We start from the raw sequence: 26,078 nt of genomic DNA on the forward strand, positions 1-26,078 counted from the left end.
TCAGTGTTCGAACATTGCGGAGATGGATTCTTCGTTGCTGATACGACGAATCGCTTCGGCCAGCATCCCGGACAGGGTCAAAGTGCGCACGTTTGGCAGCGCTTTGATTTCGTCACTCAGCGGGATGGTATCGCACACGACCACTTCATCGATAACAGAGTTGCGGAGATTATTCACCGCATTACCGGAGAAGATAGGGTGAGTTGCGTAAGCAAACACGCGCTTGGCACCACGTTCTTTCAGCGCTTCAGCGGCTTTACACAGCGTACCGCCGGTGTCGATCATGTCGTCAACCAGCACGCAGTCGCGGCCTGCAACGTCACCGATGATGTGCATCACCTGAGAAACGTTAGCACGCGGACGGCGTTTGTCGATGATTGCCATGTCGGTATCGTTCAGCAGCTTGGCAATAGCACGCGCACGCACTACGCCGCCGATGTCCGGAGAAACCACAATCGGGTTGTCCAGGTTCAGCTGCAGCATGTCTTCCAGCAGGATTGGGCTGCCGAATACGTTATCAACCGGAACGTCGAAGAAGCCCTGGATCTGCTCTGCGTGCAGGTCCACGGTCAGGACGCGGTCAACGCCGACGCTGGAGAGGAAATCAGCAACCACTTTCGCGGTGATTGGCACACGCGCGGAACGGACGCGACGGTCCTGGCGAGCATAGCCGAAGTAAGGAATAACAGCAGTGATACGGCCTGCGGAAGCACGACGCAGGGCATCGACCATAACAACCAATTCCATGAGGTTGTCGTTGGTTGGAGCACAGGTGGACTGGATGATGAAAATATCACCACCGCGTACATTTTCGTTAATTTGTACGCTGACTTCGCCGTCGCTAAAGCGACCTACAGCGGCGTCGCCGAGGGAAGTGTACAGGCGGTTGGCAATACGTTGTGCTAGTTCCGGGGTGGCGTTACCAGCAAAAAGCTTCATATCAGGCACGAGAAGAACCTCAGGCATGCGTCCAGTGGTGGATAGCGTTCGCCGCAAACTGTGCGGGCCAGGCGAATAGCTATCCAGGCGGTGTATTAAAGAGCGCGATGCAACGTCTGGAACAGGGTGACGTTGTCACCGAAACTCAGTCTGCGCCAGAATGGCCTGCTGTAGAGGGGAGGTGTTCATCCCGCGTGCTACAAAACCATGCAGCCAAACCGGCGCTTGCTCAAGCACCTGACGAGCGGCGGACTCGGTGTCAAATTCAGCAAAGACACAAGCCCCTGTGCCAGTCAGGCGCGACGGCGCGTATTCTAACAGCCAGGAAAGCACCGCATCAACCTCGCGAAAACGTTTTCTTGCGATAACCTCGCAATCGTTGCTGAATTCACAATTTAATAACGTTTCTATTGACCGCACCGGGGTATTTCGCGGGAGGTCCGGATCGTTAAAGATAACCGGGGTTGGAACGCTGACGCCGGGGTGGGCGACCAGGTACCATTTCTCGGGCGGTTCCACCGGTGAGAGAATCTCGCCCACGCCTTCGGCAAACGCCGCATGGCCGCGCACGAAGACGGGAACGTCCGCGCCCAGCGTCAGGCCCAGCGCCGCCAGTTCGTCCGTCGACAGCCCGCAGCCCCAGAGATGGTTCAGGGCAACCAGCACGGTCGCCGCATTGGAAGACCCGCCGCCCAGGCCGCCGCCCATCGGCAGACGTTTCTCAACGCCAATATCCGCACCGCTCCCCGCAGGCAGGCGGTCGGAGCCGGCCGCCGCTTTCATCAGCAGAAGCGCGGCGCGCACGATCAGGTTGTCCTCATGCTCAACGCCGTCAACCGGCGTGAGCAGGCGGATCTGCCCGTCCTGGCGCAGCCCGATGGAGATCGTGTCGCCATAGTCAATAAACTGAAACAGGGTTTGCAGCGTGTGATAGCCGTCGGCCCGCCGCCCGGTAATGTATAAAAACAGGTTCAGCTTTGCTGGAGAGGGCCACTGGGTCATCATTTAACGATCCAGTTGTCCATTTTAAGCTTGATGCGCTGGGTGCCCTGGGTCAGCTCCATGTTGGACGGCAGGGACGGTTTGCTCTTGCTGTCATAGGCGCTGTAAACCACCTTCCAGGTTTTGCCGTTTTGCGCGTAGTTGACCTGGCTCAGGCGGTACTGATCGTCGAGCGTATAGTCCGTCGCGTCGCCCGGCAGGCCGAGGATCCACTGGCGCAGGCTGTTGAGCGGAATAGGCATCCCGGTCAGCTTGCCAATCATCTCTTCGGCATCGGTCGCGGTATAGTGCTGGCCTTTGTTGTCGGTGATCTGCGCTTCGCCAGGCTTGGCAATCAGCTCAAGCTCGGTGCTGCCCAGCGGGTTCAGCAGCAGCAGGCGATAGTTATCCTGCCCCGTCTGCTGCCAGAAGAATCGGGCATACACTTTTTGTTCATCAGACAGATAGGCAAACGCGCCGCGCGTCTGATACTGGCTCAAATTGCGCACGTCCTGCTGGTGCTGACGCCACTGAGGCGAGTCAGGGCTTTTACCCGGGCCTTTCGGCGGGGTGATGGAACACGCGGTCAGGACGAGAGCCGCCAGAGGCAGCAGGCGAATCATTCGGGTCATAATGATGACAAATCCTTGAGATACGTTGCAGTTATAATTGTTAATGCTAGCGCCCCGTTGTTGCAGCGTCTACGTTCAAATTATCTCAAAGCGTTGTCCGGGCCGTAAATAATTTGAGCTACATGACGGAGATAGCGATTACTCCGAAAGGATGCAGTCTCTTTTATTGATCTCGCGCATCCTGTATGATGCCTTCGCTAACCTTATTAACGCTGGTACTACTCCCGCTCACATGACCCTATTAGCACTCGGTATTAACCACAAAACAGCCCCGGTTTCTCTGCGAGAACGCGTTACGTTTTCGCCGGATACGCTCGACCTGGCGCTGGACAGCCTGCTTGCACAGCCGATGGTGCAGGGCGGGGTGGTGCTCTCGACGTGCAACCGTACCGAGCTTTATCTCAGCGTGGAAGAGCAGGATGACCTGCACGAAGCGCTGATCCGCTGGCTCTGCGACTACCACAACCTCAACGAAGAAGAGCTGCGCAACAGCCTGTACTGGCATCATGACAACGATGCGGTCAGCCACCTCATGCGCGTGGCCAGCGGTCTGGATTCGCTGGTGCTCGGCGAGCCGCAAATTCTCGGTCAGGTTAAAAAAGCTTTTGCAGATTCGCAAAAAGGGCATCTGAAGGCCAGCGAGCTGGAGCGTATGTTCCAGAAATCCTTCTCCGTCGCCAAGCGAGTGCGAACCGAAACCGACATTGGCGCCAGTGCGGTTTCCGTTGCCTTCGCGGCCTGTACGCTTGCGCGTCAGATCTTTGAATCCCTGTCGACGGTTACCGTTCTGCTGGTTGGCGCGGGTGAAACCATCGAGCTGGTGGCGCGCCACCTGCGCGAGCACAAGGTTAAAAAGATGATTATCGCGAACCGTACCCGCGAGCGCGCGCAGGTTCTGGCGGACGAAGTGGGTGCGGAGGTCGTGGCGTTAAGCGATATCGATGAACGGCTTAAAGAGGCGGACATCATTATCAGCTCGACCGCCAGCCCGCTGCCGATTATCGGCAAAGGCATGGTGGAGCGCGCGCTGAAGTCCCGCCGCAATCAGCCGATGCTGCTGGTGGATATCGCCGTTCCGCGCGACGTCGAGCCGGAGGTCGGCAAGCTGGCTAACGCCTATCTCTACAGCGTCGACGACCTGCAAAGCATCATTTCGCACAACCTTGCCCAGCGTAAAGCGGCGGCGGTGCAGGCGGAAACGATCGTCGAGCAGGAAACCAGCGAGTTTATGGCCTGGCTGCGCGCGCAAAGCGTCAGCGAGACCATCCGCGACTATCGCGGACAGGCGGAGCAGGTGCGTGATGACCTGACCGCAAAAGCGCTAGCGGCTCTTGAACAGGGCGGCGACGCGCAGGCAATCATGCAGGATCTGGCATGGAAACTGACCAACCGCCTGATCCATGCACCAACCAAATCTCTTCAGCAGGCAGCCCGAGACGGGGATGATGAACGCCTGACTATTCTGCGCAACAGCCTCGGGCTGGAATAGCGCCCCCTACCCATTTTCTATTACAAGGTGCATTTACGCCTATGAAGCCTTCTATCGTCGCCAAACTGGAAGCTCTGCACGAGCGCCATGAGGAAGTCCAGGCGCTGCTCGGCGATGCCGGGACCATTGCAGACCAGGAACGTTTTCGCGCGCTGTCGCGCGAGTACGCGCAGTTAAGTGATGTTTCTAAATGCTTTACCGACTGGCGACAGGTTCAGGAAGATATTGAAACCGCGCAGATGATGCTCGACGACCCGGAAATGCGCGAGATGGCGCAGGAAGAGCTGCAGGAGGCGAAGGCGCGTTCTGAAGAGATGGAGCAGCAGCTCCAGGTGCTCCTGCTGCCGAAAGATCCTGACGATGAACGCAACGCGTTTGTCGAAGTTCGCGCCGGGACCGGCGGTGACGAAGCGGCGCTGTTTGCGGGCGATCTGTTCCGCATGTACAGCCGCTACGCCGAATCCCGCCGCTGGCGCGTGGAGATCATGAGCGCCAACGAAGGCGAGCACGGCGGCTACAAAGAGGTGATCGCCAAGATCAGCGGCGACGGCGTGTACGGCCGCCTCAAGTTTGAGTCAGGCGGTCACCGCGTGCAGCGCGTGCCGGCCACCGAATCCCAGGGGCGTATCCACACCTCGGCCTGTACGGTTGCGGTGATGCCCGAGCTGCCGGAAGCGGAACTGCCGGACATCAACCCGGCGGACCTGCGTATCGACACCTTCCGCTCGTCAGGGGCGGGTGGTCAGCACGTTAACACCACCGACTCCGCTATCCGTATTACCCACCTGCCAACCGGCATCGTGGTGGAGTGTCAGGACGAACGTTCCCAGCACAAAAACAAGGCCAAGGCGCTCTCCGTGCTGGGCGCGCGCATCCGCGCCGCCGAGGTGGCGAAACGTCAGCAGGCGGAAGCCTCTACGCGCCGTAACCTGCTGGGCAGCGGCGATCGCAGCGACCGTAACCGCACCTATAACTTCCCGCAGGGCCGCGTCACCGACCACCGCATCAACCTGACGCTCTACCGTCTGGACGAGGCGATGGAAGGCAAGCTCGACATGCTGATCGAGCCTATCGTACAAGAATACCAGGCCGACCAGCTGGCGGCGCTGTCCGAGCAGGAATAATGGATTTTCAGCACTGGCTCCGCCGCGCCGTCAGCGAGCTGACCGAAAGCGAAAGCCCAAAGCGTGACGCCGAAATTTTGCTGGAATACGTGACGGGTAAAGCCCGCACGTACCTTCTGGCCTTCGGTGAGACGCAGCTGACCGCTGAGCAGGAAATCCAGCTTGAGGCCCTGCTTGTCCGTCGTAAAAACGGCGAGCCGGTGGCGCATCTGGTGGGCGAGCGGGAGTTCTGGTCGCTGCCGCTTTTCGTGTCGGCGGCAACCCTGATCCCGCGCCCGGACACCGAGTGTCTGGTGGAGCAGGCGCTGGCGCGTTTGCCCGCGCAGGGCTGTGACGTTCTTGACCTCGGCACCGGCACCGGCGCGATTGCGCTGGCGCTGGCCAGCGAGCGTCCGGACTGCGCCGTCACGGCGGTGGACGTCATGCCCGACGCCGTGTCCCTGGCGCAGCGCAACGTCGAGCGTCTGGGGCTGAACAACGTCACGGTGCTGCAAAGCAGCTGGTTTAGCGCGCTGGAAAACCGCGTCTTCGGAATGATTGTCAGCAATCCGCCGTACATCGATGAACGCGATCCGCATCTGGCGCAGGGCGACGTGCGCTTCGAACCGCTCACCGCGCTGGTCGCGGGTAACGAGGGGCTGGCGGATCTCGAGCACATTGTGACAACGTCACAGCAACATTTGCTGCCCGGCGGTTGGCTGCTGGTGGAGCACGGCTGGACGCAGGGCGAGGCGGTGCGCGCGCTGTTCACGCGCGCGGGGTACGGCGCGGTGGAAACGTGCCGCGACTACGGCGGCAACGAGCGCCTGACGCTGGGGCGGTGGGCGTGATGTTTTACGCGCTCCTCGGCGCGCATCTCGCGGCCGTTGCGCTGACCGTGAGCTTCTTTATCCTGCGCTACTGGTGGCGCTACAGCGGCAATCCGCGCATTGACGCCCGCTGGGTACGCATTGCGCCGCACTGTATCGATACCGTGCTGTTCCTTTCCGGCGCCGGATTGATGTGGAAGACGGGCTATCTGCCATTTACTGATAAAGGCGCATGGCTGACTGAAAAGCTGTTTGGCGTTATCATCTACATCGTTTTGGGTTTTATCGCGCTTGGGCGTCGTCGTCCGCGCAGCCAGCAGACCGGGTTTATCGCCTTTCTGCTGGGTCTGGTGGTGCTGTACATCATCATTAAACTCGCCACCACAAGAATACCGTTACTGGGGTAAGTCATGAGGTCCTTAGCCGATTTCGAATTTAATAAAGTGCCGCTCTGCGATGGCATGATCCTGATTTCTGAGATGATCCGCGACGATTTCACGTCGCAGTACGTGTACGAGGAGCTGGAAAGCCTGGTCAGCCTTGCGCGTGAAGAGATCAATCAGGCTCGCCCGCAGGACTGGCAGTTAGAGAAGTTAATTGAACTTTTCTACGGCGAATGGGGTTTCTGCGACACGCGTGGCGTGTATCGCCTGTCTGACGCGTTATGGCTGGACCAGGTCTTAAAAAATCGTCAGGGCAGCGCCGTGGCGCTGGGCGCTATTCTGCTGTGGGTTGCGCATCGTCTGGATATTCCGCTGGTGCCGGTCATCTTCCCGACGCAGATGATCCTGCGCGCCGAGTGGCTGGACGGCGAAATGTGGCTCATTAACCCGTTCAACGGCGACACGCTGGATGAGCATACGCTGGACGTGTGGCTGAAAGGCAACATCAGTCCGGTTGCCGAGCTGTTTAACGAAGATCTCGACGAGGCGGATAACGCGGAAGTGATCCGCAAGCTGCTGGATACGCTGAAGTCGGCGCTGATGGAAGAGCGGCAGATGGAGCTTGCGCTGCGCGCCAGCGAAGTGCTGCTGCAGTTTAATCCTGAAGATCCGTACGAAATTCGCGACCGCGGGCTTATTTACGCTCAGCTTGACTGCGAGCACGTCGCGCTGAACGATTTGAGCTATTTCGTTGAGCAGTGCCCGGAAGATCCGATTAGCGAAATGATCCGCGCGCAGATCAACGCGATTTCGCACAAACAAATTACACTGCATTAATCTTAATTCCGATTCACACCTGAATAAGGCGATCCTATGAAACAAAAAGTGGTTAGCATTGGTGATATCAACGTGGCAAACGACCTGCCGTTCGTGCTGTTTGGCGGTATGAACGTGCTGGAGTCCCGCGATCTCGCTATGCGTATCTGCGAACACTACGTGACCGTGACCCAGAAGCTGGGCATTCCGTACGTGTTCAAAGCCTCTTTTGACAAAGCCAACCGTTCCTCCATCAACTCCTACCGCGGCCCGGGCCTCGAAGAGGGGATGAAGATTTTCCAGGAACTGAAGCAGACGTTTGGCGTGAAGGTGATCACCGACGTGCATGAAGCGTCCCAGGCGCAGCCTGTCGCCGACGTGGTTGACGTGATTCAGCTGCCCGCGTTCCTGGCGCGCCAGACCGACCTGGTTGCCGCGATGGCGAAAACCGGCGCCGTGATCAACGTGAAAAAACCGCAGTTCGTGAGCCCAGGCCAGATGGGTAACATCGTCGATAAGTTTATTGAAGGCGGTAATGACAAGGTGATCCTGTGCGACCGCGGCGCAAACTTCGGTTACGACAATCTGGTTGTCGACATGCTGGGCTTCAGCGTGATGAAGAACGTTTCCAACCAGTCTCCGGTGATCTTCGACGTCACCCACGCCCTGCAGTGCCGCGACCCGTTCGGCGCCGCGTCCGGCGGCCGTCGTGCGCAGGTGACCGAGCTGGCGCGTGCCGGTATGGCGACCGGCCTGGCGGGTCTGTTCATTGAAGCGCATCCGGATCCGGCCAACGCGAAGTGCGACGGTCCGTCCGCGCTGCCGCTGGACAAGCTGGAGCCGTTCCTGAAGCAGATTAAAGCCATCGACGACCTGGTGAAGAGCTTCGACGAGCTGGACACCAGCAACTGATCCGCGCCCGCTACTCGCGCAGTTAACGAAACCCGCCTCGGCGGGTTTTTTTATATCTGGAATAATTGTTCGGTTTCAATATTGTTTCTTACCGTGACAATTAGCGGTTAATCCTGTCAGGCTGAAAACCCTATTAGCATCGCTAATAATGCACGGCTAATTATCACCATTAAATAAGATGAAAATATTTCATCTCGTACAGGCGTGCGGTAATTTTTCGAAGTTAAGCGAATAGTATCTGGTATAGCAATTTTAGCAGGTGAAAATTCTGCCGTCAGAGGCGAATTGCCATTAGCGTGAAATTGGCTCAATCGGCATGTTAAATTTTTGTGATTGACTTGTTTTTGGCGATAGATATACATTCAAAGCGCCCGAAATAAGGAATGCTGATTTTAAAACGATACAGAATATATTCTTCGTAAGCGCAGGCGACAGAAAAGATTAATAAGAAAATAATCTCGTCGCGCCTGGCGATGCGTAACTGCGGGTAAAATATATTTTCACAATAACGTCTGTGAGCATCAGGCGCCAGAATAATAATTGGGAGTAATGATGACTGCTGTGGAACAATTAACGCCATACATGCGGGCATATTCAGAAGAATTTGCTGACGATGGCAAGATTAATTGGCTTCCATATATCATGTACTTTCATCCGTATAATTATCGATCGCCGGTCATTAATACCGATAGCCGGGGATTCAGGTACAGCGACGCCCGCGGAGGACGTTATTCCGTCGGTGATTGCAGCCAGCTTAGCCGCTGCCGGGTTATCGCGGGAAGCTCAACGGTGTTTGGCATTGGCGCCAGTGCCGATAGCCATACGCTGGCATCGCGGCTGACTGAAAATGAGGCCTCCGGCTCGCCGTGGGTTAATTTCGGCGGGCGAAGCTTTAATTCCACCCAGGAGATGATCCTGTTTTCGCTTAACCGCCACCTGCTACCAAAGGTTGACGAGGTCGTGCTGATGTCCGGCTTTAACGATCTGGGCCTGGCGCGTTTGCCCGCGCGGCTGAGGCAGGATCATGGCGCGTTTTTCATGGGAAATGCGTACCAGAACGCCATGGAGCGCGCGGGCTCGTCGCGTTTTTCCCGCTGGCTAAGCCGTAAGGACGATAAAGCGCAGGACGATGTGCCCACGCTCGAGGCGCAAATAGCGTACGCCGTCGGCCTGACCCGGAGGAATTTAGCAAACTGGGCGGCACTGTGTGCGGATATGAAGGCACCCCTCACGTTTGTGCTTCAGCCTCTGGCAAATTGGGTGCGCAGCCGCGGATCTCAGGAAGAACAATTGCTCTTCGAGGAGCGTGAAAAGCAGGGCGGCTTTGCGCAACAGTACGGCGATATTCTGACGCAGGCGGCCTATAAAACGTATCGCGACAGGCTCACTGCGGTCTGTCATGAGCTGGATATTGCTTTTATAGACCTGACTGCGGCTATTCAGGCAGTCATTACCGATGATTTTTGGCTGTTTGTCGACCGTATTCATTTTACCGATGCGGGGCATGATTTCGTTGCCCGCATACTGCTTGAACAACTTGCAAAAAGAGAGGGGGAACCATGAAAAAACTTATCCGTGCTATCAAATCGTTGTTCCAGCGGCGAAAGAAAAATAAAAAGAAAAAAGACGATCCCTCTATTTACCCCATGTTTTAGGAACTGAATGTTCCTCGTTGCAAAGGGTTTTTGCCGTTAATTGACAGGAAAATAAGACGTTATGTGGCGCGATGTATTTGCTTATTCTAAGCGTCCAGAGATTTATCTGGATGCGGATAATATTTGCAGTTTATTTCCTGAACTCCCCCAGCCGGTCGAGAGTATTTCAGCCCAGCTGACCTCCCTCTCCGGGGCATTGCATCGATCCGGCTTACGCTGGCAACAGTTTCTTGCCCAGGCCGCACCCGGCCCGACGGTCTGGAATAGTATTCTGCAACAAACGGCCCCTTTGGCTGCCTGTATGGGCGCCGCGCTTCACGGCATGAGCGCGCCGGGCGTTTTTGAGGACGCGGCGCATCTTCGCCTTTTGACATTGCTTGCTGATGACGTGGGCGTAGGTAATGCCGAAAACGCCCGGTTTGACCGGTTCTGCGCCCTGGCGCGCGTTCACGGCGCTTATGACGTTGCCACCGCCGGTCGGGAATTAAGCGATAACCGCGATATCCGCGATATTTGCTTTCGGTTTCCCGCCACGCTCTTCGCAATGAGCAGGCGCAGCGATGCCTTCGACTATGAGCTGATTGGCTTTGACTATGCCTGGCGAACCGCCGGTCTTCTGCCCGTCTGGCAGTCGCTCGACGCGGCCGATCCTGCGCTGGCGAGCCTCGACATGGGGCGAGGGCAGGGAGCCGCCTTCCCCTACGGGGAAAACCTTCGGCCGTACAGCGAGGCGCTGCTCGACAGCCTCGGCGCTCAGCCTGCGGCGCAGAAGCGGATCGCCTTTGGCATTGCGCTTTTCGAGGCGCTGCTGCAGGAGCTGGACGAGGCCGTGCTGATGATTGTGCGCTCGCTGTGCGATCCGCGCCTGGCGATGGCGATCCTCATACAGGAGCGCGCCCGCGAAGCTCAGGTTTATCATGAAGGGTTCAGCCTTGAGGGGCGACCGCTTTGCCGATGGTTTACCGAGGCCCGCGACAATCCGCTGCCACTGGTGGATGCGATTGGGCGTAGCCGCCTGGTTCGCCCCGGCGTGCCGGAGCGCAGCGCCCTGATCAACGGACTGGTGTCGGACAACGGGCCGATGTTCCGCATCTTCAGCAGGAAAGATATTTTGACGATCCGCCGCTGGATCCTCAGCCTGGCCGATGGTCCCGCCGCCGACGAGACGCCGCTACCGGCTGAAGTGCGCGTTGCGTCTGCCTATCGGGAGGTCCGGGCGGGCGACTGCTCGCTCGGCGTCCGGCCCGGCGACATCCGCAGCGCGTATTATCTGCTGCAGGGCAGAGCGCTCACCCCCGGCCTGCGCGAGTTCGCCAGGCGGTACTGCACCTTTTGGCTGGAAAAATCACAAGACTCCGTCGACAAAAGCGCCCGCGCTTTCCCGCAGGCGTGGTCTCCGGGCGTGCTTCGGGAATGGCTGCTGGCTTCGCACGACGCGCATGCCCAACGTTTTAACGCCTCGCAGGATGCCGAAATGCCCACCCGGGAGGCGGTGATTGCGCAGACGCTTCAGCTGGCGCCGCTCACCCTGATTGACGGCGCGTGGCTTCAGGGCTTTACCGATATCACACTTGCCTCCACCCGCACCGGAAGCCCGCTGTTTGAGACCTACTGGGACGAACTGGGGAACGGCCAGTGGCGGCTGAATCACCCGAAGATCTACCGTGATGTCCTGGCCGCGATGTCGATAACCCTGCCGGCAACCGGCTCGCTGGCGTTTGCCCAGGAACCGCGCTTCGACGACGCGGCGTTTCAGCTGCCAGTTTACTGGCTGTGCCTCGGTAAATTCCCGCTGACCTACCGCCCGGAAATTTTAGGCATGAATCTGGCGATGGAGCTGTCGGGCGTCGGCGGCACTTACCGAAATGCCCACCGTTTTCTCAAGCACCATGGCCTGCCGACCACCTTTGTCGATTTACACAACACGATCGATAACGTCTCGACCGGGCACGCCGCGTGGGCCGCAGAGGCCATCGATGCCTGGATGCAGCACACGCAGGATCTGCTGCCGGTAGCTGAATCCTGGGCGCGCATACGGCGAGGGTATGAATCCCTCGCGCCGGAAGTTGATGCCCCTGAGCGGCTGAATTTCTTCGCGTCCCGAGCGCAAGAGCCGGGCGCTGCGGGCAATCTTTCCCCCTTATTACATCGCCAGTTGCATTCTTTCGAGGTGGCAGAGTGAGACAGTACCATTTAGGCATTTCGGCCTACTATCATGACAGCGCGGCAGCCCTGATATCAGAAGGGAACATTATCGCCGCCGCGCAGCAGGAGAGATTCAGCAGGATACGGCACGACAGCGGGTTCCCTGCGGATGCCATCCGCTACTGTCTGGATGAGGCGGGCATCGCGCTCGATGACCTCGCGTCAGTCAGCTTTTACGATGCGCCCAACCTCAAGTTCAGGCGTTTGATCTCCTCCTTTGCCAGCGCGGGGCCGGGCGGTCTTGCCGTGTTTCAGCAGGTATTCCCGCAGTGGATCCGCTGGAAGGCCAGGCCAGAGAAGCGGCTCCTGTCTGCGCTGCGGGAAATCAACCGCGGGCAGCCAAAAGGGGGAATTATTTTCGGGACGCACCACCGCTCCCATGCGGCCTCCGCATTTTATCCCTCCCCCTATGACAGCGCTGCCGTTCTCTGCATTGACGGGGTGGGCGAGTGGCAAACCACCAGCATCTGGCATGGAAAGAACACCGACCTCACGTTGAAAAACGCCATTTCCTACCCGCATTCGCTCGGCCTGCTGTATTCCGCCTTTACCGACTTTTGCGGCTTCAAGGTGGATTCCGGCGAGTACAAGCTGATGGGGCTTGCGCCGTATGGTGAACCCCGCTACGCGCAAAAAATACTCGATGAGCTGATTACGCTGCGCGACGACGGCTCTTTCTCGCTCAATATGAAATATTTTGCCTTTTTGCAGGGGCGGAACATGGTGGGCGAAAAATTTGAGGCGCTGTTTGGGCGTCCGAAACGCCAGCCGGAGAGCGAGATTACTCAGGACGACTGCGATTTTGCCGCCTCCATTCAGAAGGTTGCCGAAGAGGTGGTTCTGGGGCTGGCGCGCGCCGCGAAGAAAATGACGGGGGAATCGCGGCTGTGCATCGCTGGCGGCGTCGCCCTGAACTGCGTGGCGAACGGCTGCCTCTCTCGGGCGGAGATCTTCGATGAGATTTGGATCCAGCCTGCGGCAGGAGACGCCGGATGCGCGTTGGGCGTTGCGCTTGAACAGGATGCGAAGCACCGGCAAAAACGGATGATCCCCGCGTCCGGGCATCGGGATGCGATGCAGGGGGCCTATCTTGGCCCGGCATTCAGTGACGACGAGGTGATGCGCTATCTGGACGAGCAGGGGGCTCCCTATCAGCGGCTAACCGAACAGCAGATGCTGAACACAACGGCCGACGCCCTGGCGTCCGGGAAGGTGGTCGGCTGGTTCCAGGGAAGAATGGAGTTCGGGCCAAGGGCGCTGGGGGCGCGCTCCATTTTGGGCGACCCTCGCAATGTCGAAATGCAAAAGACCATGAACCTGAAGATCAAGTTTCGCGAGTCCTTCCGGCCCTTCGCCCCCATGGTGCTGGCCGAGCGCGCGGCGGAGTTCTTCGATGTTCGCCAGGAAAGCCCCTATATGCTGGTGGTATCAGACGTGCGCGAAAGGTGGCTTAAGCCCGTTTCGAGCCGTCATCTGGGCTCGATCAATGACGTCCGCTCGACGATGCCTGCCATTACGCACGTCGATAACTCCGCGCGCGTGCAAACCGTACACCCGGAGATCAATCCGCTTCTGGCGCAGCTTTTACAGCGATTTGATGACATGACGGGATACCCCGTGCTGGTCAATACCTCTTTTAACGTCAGAGGGGAGCCGATTGTCTGCACGCCGGCCGAAGCCTACCTCTGCTTTATGCGGACAAATATCGACCTTCTGGTGTTGGGCAACTGTATCTTGCGTAAGGAAGAGCAGCCCGCCCTGGAGAATGACACCGACTGGCGTACCGAAATCGCGCTTGATTAAGTTAAGAGGCAAGCAACCATGCTGAAAGCACTCACTACCGCTCTTTATGTTCTTCTTTTCATCCCGATATGGGCATGGCGCAAGCTCCTGGGACACGGTCGGTTTGAACGCCGGTTCCATCTGCGCGTCAGCGCGTGGGATCGCCCGGTGGCGCACGCGGAAAAGGGGCTTGACCGTTCAACCCGGTCAATCTTCCTGAAAATCTGGGCGGCCATTTTCCTGGCCTCCCTGGCGACGTTTTTCCTGCTGATGGTGCTGGCCGCGCGCGTGTTTAACGATAGCGCCTCTCCGCTGGCGGCCAACATGATTGTGCTGACCCAGTGGCTGCCTGCCGTACTGGCTTTGCCGCTCATCCGCCGCGCGGGGGCCAGCTACTCGGCCCGTAACCTGCTGCTCACCTCCGAGTTCGTCAGCGCGATGATTGTTCCCGCCATTGCGTTCGTTTCCGGCTCGTATTACGCGATGATCGTTCTACTTCTTCTGAAGGGCGGGCTGGACTCTTTGTCCAAGATGTCGCGGGCCGTGGCGTTGAAGAGCTATTTTTCAGGCCAGGCGCTGAATCAGGCGGCGTCGTACTACAACACGGCGATGCTGGCCGGTGCCGGAGTGGGCGCGCTAATGGGGGCGCTGCTGCTGTCGGTGCTCCCGCTGGAGGCCATTCTGGGACTCTGTACGCTGTGTCATCTCGTGGCGGGCTATCTTTATACGCGCCTGCCGGCGACGGCCAGCATGGCAAAAGCGGTGCCTGCCGCCGGGGCATCGCAGAGCACAACCGTGCGCGACACCCGTCTGCGCATGTCGATTATCTACTACGTCTCGACCGTTGCGCTTTACCAGGGCTATCAGAACGTTGCGCGCTCGGTGTTCCCGACCGACCAGCTCGGCATGGACCCGTCCGGCATTGCGCTGATACAAACCATCGCCAGCTTTGCCTATATCGTGGGCGCGATTTTCGCCGCGCGGCTGGATCTCTCCGGCAATCGCTATGCCGTTGCCGCCCCGGTTTCCCACCTGTTTACCCTGCTGCTGATGCTGCCGCTTTCCTTTATTACCGCCGCACTCCCGGGCCTGGCGGTGTATGGCCTGTTTGCGCTGCTGTTTGAGGTCGCCTGGGCCGTTCACCAGCGCTACATGATTGTCGCTGCGCCTCCCGAGCAGCTGTCAAAAATAGTGGCAAATGCCAACGCGCTGGCGCTGGGCTTAATGATAGTGGTCGCGCTGCTGGGGAGCATCCTGGTTGAGCACCTTAATTTTGGTGCCGTTACGCTGAGCTTTATCGTGCTCGCGCTGATGGTGCCCGTTTTCATCAACGCGTTTCTGGGCAAGAAACGCGGATCCAGCGCCCTGAGTGAAGGAGAGTAAGTTATGCATGTCGTTATCGTTGATTCCAACCGTATCGGTCTGCGCGCGCTGCGCGCCGCTAAGCGGGCCGGGCACTACGTCACGTTTATCGGTTCACGGCGGTTAGAGGAGCTGGTGGTCAGCTTTGACCATCTTCGCGCCCCCGAGCTAACCGACCGGGTTATCACCATCGACACCGCGCAGGACGAGGCAACGCTGCTGGCGACGCTCAAATCGCTCGACGCCGAGCGGAAAATTGACGCGCTGTTTACCGTCATCGAAGTCAATGTGGCCTCGGTGGCCCGATGCGCGAAGGCGTTAGGGCTCCCGGGCACCGACCCGGAAGCCGTGCATCTTTCGCAGGATAAGGCGCTATGCCGCAGGCAAATTGCGGCCTGTGGCCTGACGTCGGTGGCATATGCGGTGGTGGATAGCCTTGACGCGGCCCGGGAGGCTGCGCTGCGCATAGGCTACCCGATGATTGCCAAACCGAAGGTCGGGGCGGCGAGCCTTCGCGCGCTGAAGGTTGAGAATGACGATGAGCTGGTAAGCTATTTTGCCAGCCTGAGCGGCGCGGTCGAAGGGCCGGAGGGCTACATTGACGCGATGTCCGCCGAGACGCTCCTGGAACACTACGTGGAGGGGCCGCTGTTCTCGGTCGAAATTGCGGTTGCCGGGGGGGAAATTCAGCCCATGGTGCTCTCGTGGCGCAAGCGCTGCACGGAAAATCCGGCCATCGAGCTGGGCACCGTTATCCCGGCCCCCGTATCAACGACGATCCGCGATGCCATGTTTGAGTACACGGCCAGCGTGGTGCGGGCCTGTAAGCTGAATCTGGGCGTTTTCCACATTGAACTGATTTATGGCCCAGAGGGCCCGGTGCTGGTGGAAATTAACCCGCGCATTATGGGGGGGAACATTCCGGCGGTATTTAACCTTGCCACGGATATCGACCCCTATGAGGTGCTGCTGGAAATTTTCCTGACGGGGCGCATGCCGGCGATCTGTCGGAATATCAACCCCGTACGCGCGGCGGCCACCCGCAGCCTGGGGCCAAAACATCCCGCGCGCTTAGCCGACGACTTCAGCGAAAAGGACTGGGACGCCGATTTTCGCCCGCTCCTGTCTCAGCTTTCCTATCAGTACGCGCCGGGCATGCACGTGCCCGACATGAACAGCACCTGGTACCCCTGGCATTTTCAGCTGGTCCGCCCGTCTGCCGTCGAGGCCAGCCTGCTGGCGGAATGGATCATCATGACCGCTGCCGAGAAAACGGAACTGGCGCTTCGTCGCTCCGGCGAAGACTACCTGTTACTCAAATAACGAGCCATTTTACGATCTACGTCTTAAAGGAGAGAGGAATGTTTCCCGCGCTTTCGATTGTTGGCGTCATTGCGCTGATCTATATCAGCAGTCCGTTTCCGCTTTGGCATTCGTACTTTATTGTTTTTTTCTCAAGCATTAAGAGCACTGAAATATCGTCAAAGGAAAAGAGAGCGCTGCTGGGGTATTTAATCAAAAGCTTCTTTTACCTGCCGCTTTCAGGCCTGCTGTATCGTCTGGACGATATCTTCGTTCGGGGATATCGCAAGCAGGAGGTCGCTGGCCCTTTATTTATTATCAGCCAGCCGCGCAGCGGCACCACGTTTTTGCTGCGCACGCTCGCAGAGGATGAAACGAATTTTTTCACCTTAAAGCACCTCGACTGGCGCGTGCCGAGCATCCTGGCGTGGCGCTTATTTGATTTTTTGGGCATCCGCGAGCGGCTGGAAAAAATTGATTACTGGCCCAATACGGAACAGGGCCGTCTGGCCTCAAAAATGCACGCGCACACGTTAGGATCGATTGAAGGGCACGGCGTATTTCTTGAAGAAAATATGTACCACCACTATTTCACCTGGCGTCGCTTTCCGTTTGCAAACGTGCTGCGCCGGATCGAGGCGGTGGACTCACTCTCTTCGTATGCCAAACGGAAAATGGTCCGGGGGCTGGCCGGCGTCGTGCGTCGGGGCGCATATCACCGGGGCAATGGCCGCATGTGGTTAACGAAGGAGAACGAGAACGCGGATTTCTATCGTGAGCTCTACGCTGCCTTTCCTCACGCCCGTTTCCTGTGCATTGGGCGTGAGCCCGGCGGCTTTGTGAACTCCTATATTTCGGCATCGGAAGCCTCGATTCGCGCAAAGCACGGCATCAACCCGCATTCGCTGACGGGCTATCACGACGATAACCTCAATTTCCGCATACGCCAGTGCCAGCAGCAGATGACGTTCTGCCAGGAGCTGGAAGCGAAAGGGGCAATTACCTATGTGGACTACGCGCAGCTGCTGGAAAATATCCCTGGCACCCTCGAGCGAGTTTACGCCGAATTAGGCATTCCGATGACCGACACATTCCGCCATCGGTTAAACGAGCTGCAGGAAATTCAGCGCAATCGCAAGCGCGGATATAACAACGTTAAAGAAACGGTAACGGGCTTTGAAAACTACAGCGCTTTTCTGGAGCGTTATCGGGTATTTCCCGCGCCGGATATGACGCCTTCTTTGACGTCAGTGGAAGAGTGATCCTCTAACGATTTTATAAACAGGATTTTGTATGTCTAAGCAATCATTAACCTCCCGTATCGTCCACGCTGACCGTCACTTTGGCGTCGAGCACGGGGCGATCCGCAAACCTATTCATACTGCCGTTCAATATGATTTCGAACGGATTGAGGATTTACTGGATGTCTTTCAGGGCAGGCTGAAAGGCGCATTTAACTATTCGCGCACCGGAACCCCGACGACCGCCGCCCTTGAGACCAAAATGACCATGCTGGAAGAGGGGATTGGGAGCGTCTGCTTCGCCACCGGCATGGGGGCCATTGCGGCGGTATTTCTGACGATGCTGCGCGCCGGTGACCACCTGGTGACGAGTCGCTATGTTTTTGCCGGCACCAACAGCCTGCTGGATACGCTGTCCGGGCTGGGCGTTGGCGTGAGCAAGGTCGATTCTACCCGTTTGCAGGAGGTGGCCGACGCCATCACGCCGCAGACCAAAATGGTCTTTCTTGAAACCATTGCGAACCCGGGCACGGAGGTTCCCGACCTGCAGGGGATCGGCGAGCTGTGCGCAAAATACGGGATCCTGTTTGTCATCGACAACACCATCACCTCTCCGGTGCTTTTTAGCCCTAAAAAGGTCGGCGCCGGGCTGGCCATCAACTCGCTCAGCAAAACGCTGGGTGGCCACGGTGCGGCGCTCGGGGGCGCCGTAACGGATACCGGGCTATTTGACTGGCGCAACTACGCCGCGATTTCAGAAAGCTACCGCAAAGGCGACAGCAAGCAGTGGGGGCTTAACCAGCTGCGCAAGAAAGCGCTTCGGGATATGGGGGCGTCGCTTTCGTCGGAACATGCGCATCAGATCGCCATTGGGATGGAAACGCTGGAGCTAAGGGTGGCCAGGAGCAGCGCCACCGCGCTCGCGCTGGCTCAGTTTCTGGAAACGCATCCGAAGGTGAAAAACGTGCTTTATCCGTTTTTACCCAGCCATCCTCAGCATGAGTATGCCCTGCGCCATTTTCGCGCTGGCTCCTGGCTGCTCTCGTTTGAGGTCGCGGATATCGAGGCGCTGCTGCCGATGATGAACCGGCTACGCATCGTATCTCGCGCCACGGGAATGGGGGATACGCGCACGCTCGCCATCCCCGTTGCGCCAACCGTGTTTTGGGAGTCCGGCGCAGAGATGCGCAAGCTAATGAATATCCCGGATGGCCTGGTGCGCGTCTCGGTAGGGCTGGAAGATGTCGAAGACCTGATCGCGGATTTTGATCAGGCGTTACGTTAGACGGGGTTAGCGGTGGGGAGGGAGCAATCCGCTCCCCACGGTGCGTTACGCAAAGATCGTCATCAGGTAGGCAATAAACAGCGCCATATGCGCCGCGCCGTTCAGCACGTTGGTGCGGCCCGTGGAGAATGAAATCTGGCACAGCAGCAGCGACGCCACCATTACAATCATCTCCGGCGCGCCCAGCGCAAACCGCAGCTCGTTGCCGGTCATAAACGCAATCAGCGTCACCACCGGAACGGTGAGTGAAATGGTCGCCAGCACGGAACCAAAGAACAGGTTCATCGCGCGCTGCACCTGGTTGTTCAGCACCGCCTTCAGCGCCCCCAGCCCTTCCGGGGAGAGGATCAGCAGCGCAACGAGGAAGCCGGTAAATGCCACGGGCGCGTTCAGCTCGGTCAGCAGCGTCTCCAGCGGATTGGCGTTCATCTTGGTCACGGCAATCACCGCAATAAGATGGACGATCAGCCAAACGGTGTGCCAGGCGCTGCTGTGGGCGGACGGTTTGCCGTGGTGCGGGTCGTCATCGTCGCCGTCGTCTTCATGCTCGTAAACAAACAGGCTCTGGTGCGTTTTGGTCTGAATCAGCAGGAACACGCCGTACATCGCGGCTGAAATCACCGCCACCAGCAGCGCCTGCCCGGTGGTGAAATTCGCGCCCGGCAGCGCCATCGGGAAGACCAGAACGATAATCGCCAGCGGGAAGAGGGCAATCAGATACTGTTTGATGCCAAACAGATTCATATATTGGGTGGCGAATTTGCGCCCGCCCAGCAGCAGTGAAAACCCGACCAGACCGCCCGTCACAATCATAATGATGGAATAGAGCGTGTCGCGCATCAGGGTTGGCGCAGCGTCGCCCGTGGCCATCAGCGCAGAAATCAGGCTGACTTCAAGGATAACAACGGAAAGGCTTAAAATTAAAGAACCGTACGGCTCGCCCAGGCGGTGGGCTAAGACGTCCGCATGGCGAACCACGCTGAAGGCGCTGGTGAGGATCCCCATCAGGGCAAGAATGTTAATCCCCACAACCACTGGCAGTGACTGGCTGCTTCCCCAGAAGAGCAGCACCGCCAGTGCCAGAACAGGGAAAATGAGAGATGTCTCCTTGTGGCGGGTCTTAACCGCCTCATGTGCTGCTGTCATGTGCTTCTCCATCAATGCAGGTGGTTGTAATTATAGATAGAATTTTGAGGTCAATAAACTAACAGATTTATGACGATTATCCTTGAAAGTTTACTTAATTTTACGGCTTTGCCAGTTATTCATTCGTGACGCGTATAATGACGCTGTTTGTCTAAATATCCATTGAATAACAGGCAATTAATTTCGCGTTAAATACATAATTATAATCTATGTGGCGCGACGGCGCGGGCTGGACCACACTTACTACTTTAGTAAAAGAGAGGTGAGAGATGCCCTATAAAACGAAACGCGATTTACCCGACAGCGTGCAGCACGTTCTCCCGGCGCACGCGCAGGATATCTATAAGGAAGCCTTCAACAGCGCCTGGGATCAGTATAAAGATAAAGACGACCGCCGGGACGACGCCAGCCGGGAAGAGACGGCGCATAAGGTCGCCTGGGCGGCGGTAAAAAATGACTACGAGAAAGGAGACGATGATAAATGGCATAAAAAGAAATAGCCGCGCCTTGCCTTCATTTTGACTTTTGAGGCGGTTGAACATCCGTTGTATTGCAACTGGCCTGCGATTTGCTTATCGTTAACCCACTGCTGGTAAAATGACCAGTAAACAATGCCGGGAAGGCGGATTAGAGCGGTCGCAGGGAAGCATGCAGTGGCGGAGGTATAAGGTGTTAACGCGTGATTTCTTAATGAAGGCGGATTGTAAGACGGCATTTGGTGCTATTGAGGAATCGCTTTTCTGGTCGGCTGAACAACGTGCGGCGTCGCTCGCTGCCACGCTTTCCTGCCGACCGGACGACGGCCCGGTCTGGATCTTTGGCTATGGTTCGCTGATGTGGAACCCGGCGCTCAATTTTGTCGAATCGGCAACCGGCACCCTGCCGGGATGGCATCGCGCCTTCTGCCTGCGGCTGACGGCCGGGCGCGGCAGCGCCTGCCAGCCGGGGCGAATGCTTGCACTGAAAGAGGGCGGGCGCACCACGGGCGTCGCGTACCAGCTCCCGTCCGAGACGCTTGAAGAAGAGCTCACCCTGCTGTGGAAGCGCGAAATGATCACCGGCTGCTATATGCCCTGCTGGTGCAGGCTCGACCTCGACGACGGCCGCACCGTGAATGCGCTGGTGTTTATCATGGACCCGCGCCATCCGCTGTATGAAGCCGACACCCGCACGCAGGTGATTGCTCCGCTCATCGCCGCCGCCAGCGGCCCGCTCGGCACCAACGCCCAGTATCTCTTCTCGCTGGATCAGGAACTCACGCGCCTCGGCATGAAGGACGACTGCCTGAACGAGCTGGTGAAGGAGGTAAAAGCGCTGGTGGAGGGGAACGTGCTGAACACGCCGCTGCGGCGGGCTCACGGCCTGTAAGCGCCGCAAAATCAGCGCAGGGGGCGGTCTCCGCTGGAGCAGGGGGACCGCGTCAATCAGAATTCATTGCGCTCGCTGATTAAAACGTTAACACCTTATCGGCGGCCAGCGTCCACTCCGCCAGCTCGACGAGCGTCCCGATTTCCACGCCGTCAATCAGCGGCAGCCCGCTAATCCCGCGCCCGTCGGTGCAGGTTTTGCACAGCTTAACCGGCACATTCTGCGCGGTGAGGATCTCCAGCATCTGCTGGATGTTGTAGCCCTCCGCGGGCTTTTGCCCCTTCAGGCCCGCCGTCACCGCGTCCGACATCAGAAACAGGCGCAGGTCGAGATCGCTCTCCTTCTCGCGCAGCGCAATGGCGAGGCGCAGGCTGTTAAAAAGGGATTCGCTGCCGTAGGCCGCCCCGTTGGCGACGATGGTAATCTTTTGCATAGTGACTCCTGTTCTTATCAAGCATGGACGTGGATTAGCACACGCGAGAGCCTATGCTACAGAGCAAACGGCGCGCGTCAAAGCTCTGGCGTAGTTTACGTGCGTTTCAGGTTATTCCTGAAAATGCCATTAGGGCTGTCATTCATGCCTGCAGGCGTTAACATAGTAAGACTATGCTTAAACACACAGGCTACTGTTTACGACGTTGATGGCCGTATCGTCCCGCATTCGTTTTTTGATATTACTCCCCCTTCTTGCGGCCGGAGCCGTTCACGGTGCGCCGCATTCCTTTATCCAGCAGGCGCAAAACCCGTTTGATAACGACGGCGACAGCCTGCCGGATCTCGGCCTTGCTGCGCCTACGGGGGAAGGGGAGAAGCACCTCGCGGAGATGGCGAAAGCGTTTGGTGAAGCCAGCATGACCGACAACGGCCTCACCACCGGCGAGCAGGCGCGCCAGTTTGCGTTTGGCCAGGTGCGCGACGCCGTGAGCGGTGAAGTCAATCAGCACATCGAGTCGTGGCTCTCGCCGTGGGGAAATGCCAGCGTCAACGTGCTGGTGGACAACGACGGCAAATTCAACGGCAGCAGCGGAAGCTGGTTTGTGCCCTGGAACGACACTAACCGCTACTTAACCTGGAGCCAGTTTGGCCTGACGCAGCAGACCGACGGCCTGGTGAGCAATGCCGGGGTCGGGCAGCGCTGGGTGGCCGGCTCCTGGCTGCTGGGCTACAACACGTTTTACGATAATCTGCTCGAAGAAAACCTTCAGCGCACCGGGCTGGGCGCGGAGGCGTGGGGCGAGAACCTGCGCCTTTCCGCGAACTACTATCAGCCGCTCGCCGGATGGCGCGAAAGCGCCGAGACCAAAGAGCAGCGCATGGCGCGCGGCTACGACGTGACGGCGAAGGCGTGGCTGCCGTGGTTCCACCATCTCAATACCAGCGTCAGCTTTGAGCAGTATTTTGGCGATAACGTCGACCTGTTCAACAGCGGCACCGGCTACCATAACCCTGTTGCCGTTAACCTCGGGCTGAACTACACGCCCGTTCCGCTGATGACCTTAACCGCCGCGCACAAGCAGGGGGAAAGCGGGGTCAGCCAGAACAACCTCGGCCTGAAGCTAAACTATCGCTTCGGCGTGCCGCTGGCAAAACAGCTCTCCGCCGGTGAGGTCGCCGCGACCCGCTCGCTGCGCGGCAGCCGCTACGACGCTCCGGAGCGGGACAGCCTGCCGGTGATGGAGTTCCGCCAGCGCAAAACGCTCTCGGTCTATCTGGCGACGCCGCCGTGGGATCTGAAGCCTGGGGAGACGGTGATGCTGAAGCTGCAGATCCGCAGCGCCCACGGCATTCGCCAGCTTCACTGGCAGGGCGATACGCAGGCGCTGAGCCTGACGTCGCCGGCTAACGGGCGCAGCAGCGATGGCTGGAGCGTGATTATGCCCGCCTGGGACGATAGCGAAGGGGCGAAAAACAGCTGGCGGCTGTCGGTGGTGGTGGAAGATGAACAGGGGCAGCGCGTCTCTTCCAATGAGATCGCGCTTACCGTGGTACAACCGCTCGTCGCATTACCGAAAGACGATCCACGGTGGAAGTTGCTGCCGGACGAGTAGCCTTAGAAAATACGCTCCTGATGGACCCACACCGCCGCTTCGACGCGGGACTTGAGCTTCATCTTCTTCAGCATGTGCTTAACGTGAACCTTCACCGTGCTTTCGGTGATGTCCAGGCGGCGGGCGATCATCTTGTTTGGCAGGCCCTGGGCAATCAGCTTCAGGATGTCGCGCTCGCGCGGGGTCAGCTGGCTGACGTCGCGGTCAGAGGTGGCGCGGTTGGCGCGCAGGCTGGCGGCCAGCACCGGCGTTAACGCTTCGCTCAAGACCATCTCTCCGGCGGCGGCCTGCTGCAGCGCCTTGAGCAGATCTTCTGGCTCCATATCCTTCAGCAGATAGCCGTCGGCCCCGCGCTTGAGCGCCGTGACCACGTCTTCCTCATGGTTCGAGACGCTAAAGACCACCACGCGGCCAGACAGCGATTTTTCACGCAGCTTGTCCAGCGTTTCCAGGCCGTTCATCCCCGGCATGTTGAGATCGAGCAGGATCAAATCAGGATCGAGCGACTCGGCAAGTTCAATTCCCTGTTCCCCGTTGCTGGCCTCGCCGACGACGGTGATATCGGGCGCCATGCTGACAAGCTGTTTAACGCCAGTGCGCAGCATCGGATGGTCATCAATCAGCAGGATAGATGCCGGTTCCTGATTAGTCATGGTTTTCTCCTTGAGCAGTTATGAGCGGTTTTTCGGGAATAAAGGTGACGATCACTTCGGTGCCACCCGCGTCTGCCCGGCGAACCTGGCAATCACCGCGCAGGCTTTGCGCGCGGTCTCGCATGATAATGAGGCCGTAGTGGTTACTTCTCTCGGCATTTTCCGGCACGCCGCGGCCGTTGTCGCGAACGATAAGCTTCACCTGATTATTCTGATGGCTCACGGTCACGGTTACCGCCGTCGCGCCGGAATGCTTGAGCACGTTGCTCATCGCTTCGCGGGCAATCTGCAGCAGATGTATCGCCTGGTGAGAGGGGACAAACCGCGGCGGCAGCTGATAGTCCAGCTTCACCGGGAAGCCCAGGCGGGCGCTAAACTCGCTGCAGCTGGCCTCAAGCGCCGGGCGTAAACCCGGCTCGGTCAGCTGGAGGCGGAAGGTGGTCAGCAGCTCGCGAAGCTGTATCCATGAGGTATTCAGCTCGTTGCGCACCTGGCCGAGCAGTTGCTTGCTGCTCTCCGGCATGCCTTCGCCCTGCATCTGCAGGCAGCTTATCTGCATCTTCATGCAGGAGAGCGACTGGGCGATGGAGTCATGAAGCTCGCGGGCAATGGTCGCGCGCTCCTCCATAACGATAAGCTGCTGCTGCTTTTCCTGATGACGATCGAGCGCCAGCGTGGCGGTCAGCTGTTCGACCAGCGTGTCCACGAGCTGCTGCTGATCGTGGCTGAGGTGACGCCCGGCAGGCAGCGTGGCCAGCAGGATGCCGTACTGGCTGTGGCTGTCCGTCAGCCGCCATTTCAGGGTGGTTCCGCCGGTATTTTGCGTCGGAAGATTGCGCGGGCAGAGGTGGCAGCCTTTTTCATCGCAGGACATGTCCGACTGGCAGGTGAACTCCTGATGGTTCTCTTCGTCTTCGATATCGTAAACGCGCAGCTCAAGGTCGCGCAGCAGGGTGAGGTTTTGCAGGCCGTTAAGGACCGGCGAGAGGCGCTCGCACAGCGGCACCTGCATGTGCAGGCGGCGGTTGGCCTGCCACAGGAAGGAGAGGATCTCGTTTTTCTGCTCCAGCCCGGCGGTTTTCTCCTGAACCCGCTTCTCCAGCACCGCATAGCTTTCGGAAAGCTCTTCCGACATGGTGTTCAGCGCCTGGCCGAGCATTGCCATCTCATTGCGCCCGTGAATGTGCGTGCGCTGGCTGAAATCGCGGTCGGCAACGGCGCGCGCCATCACCAGCAGCGCCCGCCACGGCTTAAGCAGCCGCGCGCGCAGCCAGACGATGGTGAATATCAGCAGCATGCCCATCAGTATCGCCATCGCGGCGTGGGCCCTGACCACGCTGTCGATGCGCATTTCGGTGGTGTGGTCGAAGGAGTAGACGAGGGCGTCAATGCGCGATACAAAGCTGGCGACGTCCCGCGAGACCGTATCCGGATTGTTTGCCTGCTGGAGCCCCGGCTTGAGCTGTGAATGCCAGTAACCCTGCAGCGCTTTCAGCTGCGCCTCCTGCCCATCGCGCTTCGCGGCTTTTTCCAGCTCGGGGCTAAAGGCGGTGCGCTCCATGTCGGCGATCAGCGGCAGGTCGTCCTGAGTGAGCGGCACCGCGGCGAGCAGACGGTAACTCTGCATGCGTAGTGAACCTGCCTCGTTAATGGCATGCGCATTACCCTGTACGCCCTGTACCAGCCAGCCAGAGATCGCCATGCCGGTCACACCGATCGCGGTGGACAGCAAAACGATAAGCGCCAGTTGGTTAACCAGCGTGAGTGGAGATAAACATCTTTTTAACATAGAGTTGCCGGGCTCCTGACGTGACCTGACTGCAGGAATGGCGATATTCTGGTGCATACCCTGGAGTATACCCATACCAATAAAGGATTACCTCTAAATTGCCGGTGGGGTTAGGTTTAGACGAGGGGGAGTATCCCGGCGCCTCAGCGCGGTGAAA

At 58.5% G+C, this 26,078-nt stretch carries 24 protein-coding genes; 16 read left to right on the plus strand and 8 right to left on the minus strand.

What is annotated here, in order from left to right:
- From prs to lolB, 3 genes are all read right to left on the minus strand, one after another.
- Positions 1–948, minus strand: coding sequence for a ribose-phosphate diphosphokinase (gene prs, locus AB8804_RS01695; RefSeq protein ID WP_003856663.1), 948 nt, complete (start codon positions 946–948; stop codon positions 1–3).
- Between the two features lie 126 nt (positions 949–1,074).
- Complete coding sequence (ispE, locus tag AB8804_RS01700) at positions 1,075–1,944, minus strand: 4-(cytidine 5'-diphospho)-2-C-methyl-D-erythritol kinase (RefSeq protein WP_371182361.1); 870 nt, start codon at positions 1,942–1,944, stop codon at positions 1,075–1,077.
- Positions 1,941–2,552 carry a lipoprotein insertase outer membrane protein LolB gene (gene lolB, locus AB8804_RS01705; RefSeq protein ID WP_371182364.1) on the minus strand — a complete coding sequence of 204 codons (612 nt, stop codon included), beginning with the start codon at positions 2,550–2,552 and terminating at the stop codon, positions 1,941–1,943. Before lolB ends, ispE begins: the two co-directional genes overlap by 4 nt.
- 232 nt (positions 2,553–2,784) lie before the next feature.
- Between lolB and hemA the strand changes: the two genes are divergently transcribed.
- Genes hemA through kdsA form a run of 6 tightly spaced genes read left to right on the plus strand, consistent with a single transcriptional unit; the run spans position 2,785 to position 8,085 of the window.
- Positions 2,785–4,041, plus strand: a complete 1,257-nt coding sequence (gene hemA, locus AB8804_RS01710; protein WP_371182366.1) for a glutamyl-tRNA reductase — start codon at positions 2,785–2,787, stop codon at positions 4,039–4,041.
- 41 nt (positions 4,042–4,082) lie between these two features.
- The gene (gene prfA / locus AB8804_RS01715) at positions 4,083–5,165 is read left to right on the plus strand and encodes a peptide chain release factor 1 (protein WP_371182368.1); all 1,083 of its coding nucleotides are present in this window, start codon (positions 4,083–4,085) and stop codon (positions 5,163–5,165) included.
- On the plus strand, positions 5,165–5,995 hold the full coding sequence (gene prmC, locus AB8804_RS01720) for a peptide chain release factor N(5)-glutamine methyltransferase (protein ID WP_371182370.1): 831 nt from the start codon (positions 5,165–5,167) through the stop codon (positions 5,993–5,995). The genes prfA and prmC overlap by 1 nt, the downstream gene beginning before the upstream one ends.
- Positions 5,995–6,381, plus strand: coding sequence for an invasion regulator SirB2 (gene sirB2, locus AB8804_RS01725; RefSeq protein WP_371182373.1), 387 nt, complete (start codon positions 5,995–5,997; stop codon positions 6,379–6,381). The genes prmC and sirB2 overlap by 1 nt, the downstream gene beginning before the upstream one ends.
- 3 nt (positions 6,382–6,384) lie before the next feature.
- Positions 6,385–7,194 (plus strand): invasion regulator SirB1, encoded by an 810-nt coding sequence (sirB1, locus tag AB8804_RS01730; RefSeq protein WP_112011611.1) that lies wholly within the window; start codon positions 6,385–6,387, stop codon positions 7,192–7,194.
- Positions 7,195–7,230: 36 nt separating this feature from the next.
- On the plus strand, positions 7,231–8,085 hold the full coding sequence (gene kdsA, locus AB8804_RS01735; protein ID WP_006175888.1) for a 3-deoxy-8-phosphooctulonate synthase: 855 nt from the start codon (positions 7,231–7,233) through the stop codon (positions 8,083–8,085).
- A gap of 116 nt (positions 8,086–8,201) precedes the next feature.
- On the opposite strand, the gene AB8804_RS01740 is transcribed toward kdsA, so the two are convergent.
- Positions 8,202–8,447 (minus strand): hypothetical protein, encoded by a 246-nt coding sequence (locus tag AB8804_RS01740; protein WP_371182377.1) that lies wholly within the window; start codon positions 8,445–8,447, stop codon positions 8,202–8,204.
- A gap of 280 nt (positions 8,448–8,727) precedes the next feature.
- Between AB8804_RS01740 and AB8804_RS01745 the strand changes: the two genes are divergently transcribed.
- The 7 genes from AB8804_RS01745 (at position 8,728) to AB8804_RS01775 (ending at position 18,917) form a co-directional block, all read left to right on the plus strand.
- Positions 8,728–9,648 (plus strand): SGNH/GDSL hydrolase family protein, encoded by a 921-nt coding sequence (locus tag AB8804_RS01745; RefSeq protein WP_371182379.1) that lies wholly within the window; start codon positions 8,728–8,730, stop codon positions 9,646–9,648.
- 153 nt (positions 9,649–9,801) lie between these two features.
- Complete coding sequence (locus tag AB8804_RS01750) at positions 9,802–11,922, plus strand: iron-containing redox enzyme family protein (protein WP_371182381.1); 2,121 nt, start codon at positions 9,802–9,804, stop codon at positions 11,920–11,922.
- A complete protein-coding gene (locus AB8804_RS01755) occupies positions 11,919–13,748 on the plus strand; it encodes a carbamoyltransferase (RefSeq protein ID WP_371182383.1) in 1,830 nt (609 codons plus the stop codon). The genes AB8804_RS01750 and AB8804_RS01755 overlap by 4 nt, the downstream gene beginning before the upstream one ends.
- Positions 13,749–13,766: 18 nt before the next feature.
- Positions 13,767–15,110, plus strand: a complete 1,344-nt coding sequence (locus AB8804_RS01760; RefSeq protein WP_371182385.1) for a hypothetical protein — start codon at positions 13,767–13,769, stop codon at positions 15,108–15,110.
- Between the two features lie 3 nt (positions 15,111–15,113).
- Positions 15,114–16,412 (plus strand): ATP-grasp domain-containing protein, encoded by a 1,299-nt coding sequence (locus AB8804_RS01765; RefSeq protein ID WP_371182388.1) that lies wholly within the window; start codon positions 15,114–15,116, stop codon positions 16,410–16,412.
- A complete protein-coding gene (locus tag AB8804_RS01770; RefSeq protein WP_371182390.1) occupies positions 16,334–17,653 on the plus strand; it encodes a sulfotransferase in 1,320 nt (439 codons plus the stop codon). Before AB8804_RS01765 ends, AB8804_RS01770 begins: the two co-directional genes overlap by 79 nt.
- Positions 17,654–17,684: 31 nt before the next feature.
- Entirely contained in the window at positions 17,685–18,917 is a 1,233-nt protein-coding gene (locus AB8804_RS01775; protein ID WP_371182393.1) for a cystathionine gamma-synthase family protein, read from the plus strand.
- 45 nt (positions 18,918–18,962) lie between these two features.
- Here the strand turns inward: AB8804_RS01775 and chaA are convergent, their stop codons facing one another.
- Positions 18,963–20,063, minus strand: a complete 1,101-nt coding sequence (gene chaA, locus AB8804_RS01780; protein ID WP_371182395.1) for a sodium-potassium/proton antiporter ChaA — start codon at positions 20,061–20,063, stop codon at positions 18,963–18,965.
- A 269-nt stretch (positions 20,064–20,332) separates the two neighbouring features.
- Between chaA and chaB the strand changes: the two genes are divergently transcribed.
- The gene (gene chaB, locus AB8804_RS01785; RefSeq protein ID WP_371182399.1) at positions 20,333–20,563 is read left to right on the plus strand and encodes a putative cation transport regulator ChaB; all 231 of its coding nucleotides are present in this window, start codon (positions 20,333–20,335) and stop codon (positions 20,561–20,563) included.
- A gap of 169 nt (positions 20,564–20,732) precedes the next feature.
- A complete protein-coding gene (locus AB8804_RS01790) occupies positions 20,733–21,431 on the plus strand; it encodes a gamma-glutamylcyclotransferase (RefSeq protein WP_371182401.1) in 699 nt (232 codons plus the stop codon).
- Positions 21,432–21,510: 79 nt separating this feature from the next.
- On the opposite strand, the gene AB8804_RS01795 is transcribed toward AB8804_RS01790, so the two are convergent.
- Entirely contained in the window at positions 21,511–21,864 is a 354-nt protein-coding gene (locus AB8804_RS01795) for a DsrE/DsrF/TusD sulfur relay family protein (protein ID WP_112011623.1), read from the minus strand.
- Between the two features lie 208 nt (positions 21,865–22,072).
- Here AB8804_RS01795 and AB8804_RS01800 point away from each other — a divergent pair, with 208 nt between their 5' ends.
- On the plus strand, positions 22,073–23,479 hold the full coding sequence (locus tag AB8804_RS01800; RefSeq protein WP_371182403.1) for a YchO/YchP family invasin: 1,407 nt from the start codon (positions 22,073–22,075) through the stop codon (positions 23,477–23,479).
- 2 nt (positions 23,480–23,481) lie between these two features.
- Here the strand turns inward: AB8804_RS01800 and narL are convergent, their stop codons facing one another.
- Together narL and narX are read right to left on the minus strand one after the other, a co-directional pair.
- Complete coding sequence (narL, locus tag AB8804_RS01805) at positions 23,482–24,132, minus strand: two-component system response regulator NarL (protein WP_003856701.1); 651 nt, start codon at positions 24,130–24,132, stop codon at positions 23,482–23,484.
- Positions 24,125–25,921: a nitrate/nitrite two-component system sensor histidine kinase NarX gene (narX, locus tag AB8804_RS01810; protein WP_371182409.1), complete on the minus strand. Its 1,797-nt coding sequence runs from the start codon at positions 25,919–25,921 to the stop codon at positions 24,125–24,127. Before narX ends, narL begins: the two co-directional genes overlap by 8 nt.
- Positions 25,922–26,078 lie beyond the last annotated feature (157 nt).

Source organism: Enterobacter sp. KBR-315C3_2022, from assembly GCF_041399425.1.
GTDB lineage: Bacteria > Pseudomonadota > Gammaproteobacteria > Enterobacterales > Enterobacteriaceae > Enterobacter.

Excerpts from the sequence above, each read along its gene's own strand:
- lolB (WP_371182364.1), bottom strand. The coding sequence starts at position 2,552 with ATGACCCGAATGATTCGCCTGCTGCCTCTGGCGGCTCTCGTCCTGACC.
- AB8804_RS01800 (WP_371182403.1), top strand. The coding sequence starts at position 22,073 with ATGGCCGTATCGTCCCGCATTCGTTTTTTGATATTACTCCCCCTTCTT.
- AB8804_RS01770 (WP_371182390.1), top strand. The coding sequence starts at position 16,334 with ATGGATCATCATGACCGCTGCCGAGAAAACGGAACTGGCGCTTCGTCG.
- AB8804_RS01775 (WP_371182393.1), top strand. The coding sequence starts at position 17,685 with ATGTCTAAGCAATCATTAACCTCCCGTATCGTCCACGCTGACCGTCAC.
- kdsA (WP_006175888.1), top strand. The coding sequence starts at position 7,231 with ATGAAACAAAAAGTGGTTAGCATTGGTGATATCAACGTGGCAAACGAC.
- sirB1 (WP_112011611.1), top strand. The coding sequence starts at position 6,385 with ATGAGGTCCTTAGCCGATTTCGAATTTAATAAAGTGCCGCTCTGCGAT.
- AB8804_RS01745 (WP_371182379.1), top strand. The coding sequence starts at position 8,728 with ATGTACTTTCATCCGTATAATTATCGATCGCCGGTCATTAATACCGAT.
- prfA (WP_371182368.1), top strand. The coding sequence starts at position 4,083 with ATGAAGCCTTCTATCGTCGCCAAACTGGAAGCTCTGCACGAGCGCCAT.
- ispE (WP_371182361.1), bottom strand. The coding sequence starts at position 1,944 with ATGATGACCCAGTGGCCCTCTCCAGCAAAGCTGAACCTGTTTTTATAC.
- narL (WP_003856701.1), bottom strand. The coding sequence starts at position 24,132 with ATGACTAATCAGGAACCGGCATCTATCCTGCTGATTGATGACCATCCG.
- prmC (WP_371182370.1), top strand. The coding sequence starts at position 5,165 with ATGGATTTTCAGCACTGGCTCCGCCGCGCCGTCAGCGAGCTGACCGAA.
- narX (WP_371182409.1), bottom strand. The coding sequence starts at position 25,921 with ATGTTAAAAAGATGTTTATCTCCACTCACGCTGGTTAACCAACTGGCG.
- hemA (WP_371182366.1), top strand. The coding sequence starts at position 2,785 with ATGACCCTATTAGCACTCGGTATTAACCACAAAACAGCCCCGGTTTCT.
- AB8804_RS01740 (WP_371182377.1), bottom strand. The coding sequence starts at position 8,447 with ATGTATATCTATCGCCAAAAACAAGTCAATCACAAAAATTTAACATGC.
- chaB (WP_371182399.1), top strand. The coding sequence starts at position 20,333 with ATGCCCTATAAAACGAAACGCGATTTACCCGACAGCGTGCAGCACGTT.
- AB8804_RS01750 (WP_371182381.1), top strand. The coding sequence starts at position 9,802 with ATGTGGCGCGATGTATTTGCTTATTCTAAGCGTCCAGAGATTTATCTG.
- chaA (WP_371182395.1), bottom strand. The coding sequence starts at position 20,063 with ATGACAGCAGCACATGAGGCGGTTAAGACCCGCCACAAGGAGACATCT.
- AB8804_RS01765 (WP_371182388.1), top strand. The coding sequence starts at position 15,114 with ATGCATGTCGTTATCGTTGATTCCAACCGTATCGGTCTGCGCGCGCTG.
- sirB2 (WP_371182373.1), top strand. The coding sequence starts at position 5,995 with ATGTTTTACGCGCTCCTCGGCGCGCATCTCGCGGCCGTTGCGCTGACC.
- AB8804_RS01795 (WP_112011623.1), bottom strand. The coding sequence starts at position 21,864 with ATGCAAAAGATTACCATCGTCGCCAACGGGGCGGCCTACGGCAGCGAA.
- AB8804_RS01760 (WP_371182385.1), top strand. The coding sequence starts at position 13,767 with ATGCTGAAAGCACTCACTACCGCTCTTTATGTTCTTCTTTTCATCCCG.